The organism is Deltaproteobacteria bacterium, from assembly GCA_003696105.1.
GTDB lineage: Bacteria > Myxococcota_A > Polyangia > Haliangiales > J016 > J016.
The window spans coordinates 1-7,330 of sequence record RFGE01000035.1 but is presented as its reverse complement, the minus strand read 5'-3'; the positions used below and the strand labels follow the sequence as shown (position 1 = coordinate 7,330).

General features: G+C 76.2%; 2 protein-coding genes. Both read right to left on the bottom strand.

All coding sequences use genetic code 11. The features are described 5' to 3' along the window. A partial coding sequence (locus D6689_02335) for a hypothetical protein (GenBank protein ID RMH44440.1) occupies window positions 1-5,380 on the bottom strand: 5,380 nt, incomplete at its 3' end. Window positions 5,381-5,438: 58 nt separating this feature from the next. After that, the coding region (locus D6689_02330; protein ID RMH44439.1) for a hypothetical protein at window positions 5,439-7,330 on the bottom strand (1,892 nt) is incomplete at its 5' end.

Below are 7,330 nucleotides of genomic sequence, written 5' to 3'. Positions count from 1 at the left end.
GGCCGGGGTCGGGCGCGGCGGGCCGCGCGTCGCTCGCGCCGGCATCGCCGTCGCGGCCGGGGTCGGGCGCGGCGGGCCGCGCGTCGGTCGCGCCGGCATCGCCGTCGCGGCCGGGGTCGGGCGCGGCGGGACGCGCGTCGGTCGCGCCGGCGCCGCCGTCGCTCGCGCCAGTGCGCGCGTCGCGCGGGGCGTTCGCGCCTGCCGGGCGCGCCGGGTGAAACGTCGGCGCGAGCGAGTCGAGCTGAGCGCGAATGCGTGCCGCCGCGTCTGCGTCTTCCAGCGATTGCTCATACAACAACAGTGCTTCGTACAATCGCGTGCGGGCGGCCGCCGGATCGCAATCGGCAGCGCCGCGCACCAGCGACTCGGCCAGTTGCTGCTTGCGGGCCAGCTCGCGGTGCAGCGCGAACAGCAGCATGGCCGCGTCGTCCGGCAGCGGTGCGCGCGCGCGCGCCCGCTCGAGTTCGGCCACGGCGCGGCGATCGTGACCGAGCCGGCGCAGCGCCATCGCCATGTGAATGATGTCCTGCTGGGTTCGCCGATCCGCGGGGATCGCGTCGAGCGCGGCGACCACCTCGTCGTCGGCCTCGTCGCCGAGCGCGTGGGCCGCCAGCAACCGCCGCGCGGCATCGCCGCGCGCGTTCGGTCCGAACGCGTCGGCCGCGCGGCGCAGCGCCGCCCGCGCCCGCTCGCGATCGGCCAGCCGGTCGGCGCAGACCGCGGCCAACTCGGTGAGAACCTCGCCGGCCGCCGCGCGGCCGGCAGCGGTCGCCGGGCCATCGAGCAGGCGGTTGGCCAGCGCCTCGAGGCACTCGGCGCAGGTCGCGAAGTCCTCGACGGCCGCAGCGACCTCGGCGCGCGCGCGCAACACGTCGGGATCGCCGGGAGCGATCCCGCGCGCCTCGTCGAGCAGCGCGGCAGCCCGGTCGAGGGCGCCGTCGGCGCGCGCGCACGCCGCCAGCTCGCGGAGCACGGCGGCTTCGCGCGCGGGGCCTGCGCCAGTGCGCCGGCAGATCGCCAACACGCGCTCGAGCGCGTCGACCTGTGCGTCGCGCTGCCGCCGGCGGCGCCCCAGCTCCGCGAGCGCTTCGGCGGCCGCGAGATCGTCGGGATCGAGGTCGAGCGCGCGTCGATATCGGTCGGCCGCTGCGGCGTGGTCGTGGAGACGATCGAGCAGCACGGCGGCGAGGCGCCGGGTTGCTCTCTGTTCGGCGGCCCGATCTCCGTCGGCCGCGGCGCGCGCGCACAGCGCGTCGAGGTCCGCGGCGAGGTCGGCCCACCGCTCGAGCGCCTCGTAGACGTCCGCGCGCAGCTCGATCAGCGAGCGGGGAGCGGTCGCCGCGTCGGCGCCGGCGATCAGCTGGAGCGCCGCCTCCGGGTCGCCGTCCTCGAAGTGGGCGCGCGCGGCGTCGATCGCGTCCGACAGCGACTCGTCCTCGATCGCCTCGGGTACGCGCGCGTGCAGGCCGGTGTCGCCGAGTCCAGACAGCGCCGCCGGGTGGCGCGGGTCGATGGCGAGCGCTTGCCGGTACAACGCCGCGGCGCGCTCCGGGTCGCCCGCCGCGCCGGCGCACAGGTCGGCCGCCTCGACCAACAGGTCCGCGGCGCCTGCGCCGACTCGCTCGCAGGCGGCCTCGCTCGCCGCCGCGCGGACGAGCACTTCGACGCGCTCCTGCGGATCGCCGTGCGCGCGCGACAGGTCGACCGCCGCGGCCAACAGAGCGGGATGGTCGGCGCCGCGCGCGAGCGCGGCGCGGCACGCGGCCCACGCGGCGCCGTCGTCGGCGAGGTGCGAGCGGTAGATCGCGATTCGTTGCAGGTCGCACTGCGCGGCGACCGCGGGATCGCCCGCGGTCGCGGCCCGTTCGCCGAGCACGTCGGCCGCCTCGCGCCACATGTCGGCGGCGCGATAGGCAGCGGACAGGGCATCGAGCAACCGGCCGTCGCGGTTGCATCGATCGGCGAGCGTCGACAGCGGTTCGATCGCGTCGCGCGGTCGCCCGCGATCGATCAACAACTCGGCTAGCGCGACGGCGGCATCGATGCGCTCGGCGTCGACGGCGGCGGGCGGGTCGTCGAGTTCGCCATCGTCCGGCAGCACGCGGGTGAGTTTTTCGAGCGCCCCGATCGCCTCGTCAACGCGGCCGGCCGCGCGCGCGGCGGCCGCGACGAACCGCAGAGCCGGCCGGAAGTAGGGGTCGAGTTCGAGGGCTCGCCGGTGCGTTTCGAGCGCGACGTCGGGGCGGCCGAGGCGCTCGGCTTGCAACTCGGCGAGGCGCGCGAGCAGCGCCTTTTGTCGCTCGGCCTGCCGCGGCGTGGCGGCGATCTTGCGGCCGAGGATCTGCGCGACGCGTTCCCAGTCGCCGCGCTCGCTGCTCAGCCGCTCGAGCCCGTCGAGGGACGGCATGTGATCCGGCATCAGCCGCAGCGCCGCTTCGAAGCAGCGCTCGGCGTCGGCGGGATCGCCGCCCGGGCGCTTGCGGTGGATTTCGCCCGCGCGGTACCAGGCGTCGGCGCGGGCGGCGGCCGACGCGACGTCGCCGGCGGCGAATCGCTCGAGCGCGCGCGCTGACCGTTCCGGCTCACCGAGCCGATCCCAGATCGCAGCCAGGGCGCGCAGCCCGTCGCCGAGCACCTCCGGCGGCGCGCCCGGATCGTCGACGGCGCGCTGAAGGGCGGCCGCGGCACCGGGCAAGTCGCCGCACTTGTCGAGCGCGACGCCCATCCGGTACGACCACACCGCCGCGTCGTCCGGCGGCGGATCGCCCGCGAGCAGCCGCGCCGCCGCGGCGGCCACGTCGGACCATGCGCGGCGCCGCCACGCCGCGCGGCCGAGCGCGCGCAGCGCGCGTTCGGCGCTCGCCGCGTCGTCGACGCCTTCGGCGAACACTGCCGCGCGCCGTGCGTACGACAGCGCCTCGGCGGGGTCGTCCGCGTCGAGCCATGCCTCGGCGGCGTCCGCGAACGCAGACAGGGCGTCGCCGGCGCCGCGGCTCGCGATCGAGTCGGCCCGCTGGCCGAGCGCCTTGGCGCGCGCGAGCGGATCGCCGGCGGCGCGCGCAAGTTCGGCTTCGATCGCGAGCGCGCGTTCGCGGTGCGCCTCCGTCGCGCAGTCGGCGAGCGCTCCGTGGGTCGCGCGCTCGAGATCGATGAGCGCCGCGTCCGGGTCGCCGAGGCGCAGCGCGATCTCGGCGCGCGCAAGCCGCGCCTCGAGTTCGTCGACCGGTTCGATTCCCTCGGTCACGAGCGCATCGAGCCAGCGTCGCGCCGCGGCGTCGTCGCCGCGCGCGATCGCCGATTCGTACAGGGCGCGCGCGGCGGCACGGCCGACGTCGCCGTCCGGGTCGAGCGTGTGCGCGCGCTCGAAGTCGCGGTCGTCTCGCGTGAGGTGGGCGCGCGCGAGCGACCAGCGCGCCGCGAGTCGGCGGCCGGCGGCCGGCAGCCGGTCGAGCGCGTCGGGCGTGCTGGCCAGTTCGTCGATCGCCCGCGCGTACCCGGTCGCCGCGGCGTCGCCGCGGCCCGCGCTCGCGTCGAGGGCGGCCCGTTCGGCCCACGCGCGCGCCGACGGCTCGCCGGCGCGCGCCGAGGCCGCTTCGTCGAGCGCTTCGCGCGCGGCGTCGACGTCGCCGGCGGCGGCGAGGCTGCGGCCGAGTTCGACGAGCATGGCGGCGCGCGCGTCCGCGGCGGCGCCGCCGAGTTCGAGGCGCCGCTGCCAGAGCGCCGCGGCTTCGGCGGGGCGGCCGGCGTCGAACGCGGCGCGCGCGGCCGCCTCGACGGCGGGCGGGTAGTCGCCGTCGCACTCGAGCGCGCGCGCGAGCCGCTCCGCGGCGCGGTCGGCGTCGCCCTCGGTCCGCCACGCCTCCGCGGCGCGCAAATGCGCACGCGCCTCGCCGCGCGCGTCCCCGAGCGTGCGGTAGCGCTCGGCGGCGGCGTCGAGCGCGCGCACCGCGAGCGGTACGTCGCCGGCGCCGAGCAGCGTGTCGGCGAGCGCCTCCCACGCCGGAATGCAGTCGGGGCTGAGCTGCGTGGCGCGTTCGAGTTCGTCGCGCGCGCGCGCCGTGTCGCCGAGCGCGTCGCGCAGGATGACGGCGAGGCGGACCAGCTCGCTCGCCTGGCGCGCGCGGTCGGACGTCGTCGCGATGCGCGTGCGGATCAGCCGGACGAGATCGTGCCAGCGCTCCTCCTCCTCGTAGCGGCTGGCGAGCGCCTCGACCGCCTCGGTGAGGCCGGGCCGGTGCGCGAGCGCGCGCTCGTACAGCGCGGTGGCGGCGGCCGGGTCGACGGCGCGCAGGGCCCGCGCACCGGCGAGCGCCGCGTGCGCGGTCACGTCGTCGTCGCCGGCGGCCGCGGCCGTGTCGGCCAGGCGTTCGAACCAGGTCGCCGCTTCGCGGAGATCCCCCTCGGCCATCGCCACCGCCGCGCGGGCCGCGCAGGCCGGCGCGAATCCCGGCCAGCGAGCCAGCGCTTCGGCCGCCAACTCGACCGCGTCGCGGAACCACGCCGGCCGAGCCGCGGCGGCGGCGAGCGCGCGGGCGGCGACGTGGGGATCGTCGCCGCGGGCGAGCGCGGCGCGGTATGCGCGCAGCGCCGAGTCCACGTCGCCGCACATCAGGTACTCGTCTCCGTCGCGCAGTCGGCGCAGCGCGTCGACGTAGCCGGCTGCCTCGGCCAGGGTGCGGTCCGACGCGCCGCGGGCCGGGCCGCCGCCGCCCGCCGCGTAGGCGACTTCGACGACGCCGCGCGTGGCCCGCGCTGCGACGATCTCGACGGTCGACGCATCCGGCAGGCGCCAGCCGCGCGCCGGCAGCGTGTGCCACAGCAGCGCGCGCAACGGCTCGAAGTCGAAGTCGCCGAGCCCGCGGGCGCGCGCCGCGTCGCCGAGCAGCGCGGCGAGCGCCCGGTGCGCCACCAGCGGCGCCGGCACGCCGGCGAACCCGTAGAGACACGCGTCGGCCGCGATCAAACGAAGCCGACCGCCGCGGCCGTGCAGGTACACGCGCGCGGTGAAGTCGGCGGCGTGATCGGCCGCGCGCACACGGCCGGACAGCCACACGAATCCGTCGCGCGGTCGCGCCTGCAACTCGTCGATTCCCGCGCTGCCAAGGGCCCGCTCGCGCGATGCGATGAACCGGTCGACATCGCCTTGATGCATGCGCAATGTCGCGAGCGTGACGCGCGTGCGGCGGCGCTGGAATCTGGGCGGTGCCGCCGCCAGATCGACCGGCAGGGGTAGGTTGGGCACCTCCAGGTCGAGTCGGTCGACATACAACCAATCGAACAGTCGTTGCTCTCGCAACGATAGTGTGCCGCTGCCGCCGGCGAGGCGGAAGGAAAACCCGAGATTCGGCAGGTCGGTGTGGTGCGCACCCCCGGCGGCCATTCGCCGCGCGATCGTAGCAGAGGGGGACGTGGGCGGGCAGGGGCGGTCGCCGCGCGGCCTACAGGCCCGGCAGGCCCTGTGAGCACAGCTTGTAGGTCACCGGCAGCGGATCGCCCGTGTCGGGGTCGTTGTAGGTGACGAGCTCGGTGTTCACGAGGATGTCGCCGGCGTTGGCGACTTCGCGACAGCGGGCGAGTGCCCAGTCGTCGACCGCGCGGCGGGCGCGCTCGCGCCGCATCGCTTCCGTCAGGCGCGGGCGTTGGCTGGCGAACGCCTCCATGTCCGGTTTGGTCCGCTCCTTGAACTCGACGACGACGAACCGCCCGTCCACCTCGAACACGCGGTCGGCCAGCGTGTTCGGTTCCCAGTCGGAAAACAGCGCCGCGGCCAGCTCGGGCGATCGGCCCAGGTAGGGCGTGTTGTTCGCGCCGGCGATGACCGGCCCGCGCTTGACGCCGCGCGCGGTCTGCACCTTGGGCGCGGGGACGTCGGCCGGCCGCACCACCTCCAGCGCCGGCGCCGCGGTGTCGGCTTGCGCGCCCGCCGGCGCCGGCACGGGCGGATCGGCCGCGAGCACGACCGGCCCCGCCCGGCGCACCACCGCGCCGGTCTTGGGCCCGTCCTCGTCGTCGCCGTCGGCCGGAAACAGCTCGCGCAACGGCTTGCCCGACGCCTTCGCCTCGGCCAACGCCTTCTCGGCGTCGGCGCGGGCCGCCTCGCGCGCGTGGTACTCGCGCGCCAGCCGCTCGGCGATGTCGAGCTTGACGTCGTCGAACGACAGGTCGCCCTCGCGGCGGCCGTCGACTCGCACCAGGTAGAAGCCGCGGTCGGTCGTGATGATGTCCGACAGCTGGCCCTCGGCCAGCTTGGCGATCGCGTCGGTCACCGCCTGGTCGGGCACGACGCTCGCGGCCGGTCGCCAGCCGAGGTCGCCGCCGCGGTACTTCGTGTGCTCGTCCTCGCTGATCTCGGCGGCGACGCGTTCGAACGGTTCGCCCGCCTCGATGCGCGCGCGCGCCGCCGCGATGCGCGCGTGGGCCGGGTCGAGCGTCGGATCGACCGGTCCCGCGTCCCCGCTCGCCGGTGGATGTTCGCGGGCGGTGAACAGGATCCGCACGCGCACCTGCGGCTTGACGCCCTTGTACAGGGCGGCGTCGAGGTCGTAGCGCCGCTTGACCTCGTCGGCGCGCGCGGCGAGGAACGCGCGCACCTGCTCGGGCGACAGCGCGAGGCGCTGCTCGTAGGCGCGCGGGTCGAACTGGACGAAGTCGAACGCGACCGTGTCGTTGTCGAGGCGATAGCGGGTCTCGACTTCCTCGGGAGACACGCGGACGCCCTGCGCGATCTGCTGTCGGCCCAACTCCGCCAGCAGCTCTCGGCGCTGTTCGTCGCGGAAGCGTGCTGCGCTGGTCAGACCGAGTTGGGCCGCGAATCGCTTGAGGGCGTCGTAGTCGAAGGCGCCGTCGGCGTCGAAGTAGATCCGGCGCCCGGGCAGCGGCGATCCCACCACGAGAATCTTGCCGGCCGCGATCCGCTCGTCGACGAGGCGATCCGACAGCCGGTAGCCGAGGCTCTCGGCGAACTGGGCGAACAGTTCGCGCTCGATCAGCCGATCCATCGCCGTTTCCTTTGCGCGCCGGGCGCGGTTGCGCTTCCCGCTGCCGCCGCCGAACCCGAGGGCGTTCATGACGAAGCGCCACGAGTCCAGCGAGATCTCGCGGCCGGCGACCTCGGCGGCGAACGGCGCGCGGCCGCCGCACGCGAACTGGTCGTGGCCGGCCTGCGGGCCGAAGCTGATGATGAAGAACGCAATGATGATGCCGAACAGCACCCAGATGATGACCGAGCGCGAGTTCTCCCGAAGTTTTGCGAGCATCGGTGGGCGGACTCTAGTGTGCGCGCCGCGGCGGCGCAAGCGCCGCGGCCCGCGCGCGCGGCGGCGGGAGCGCG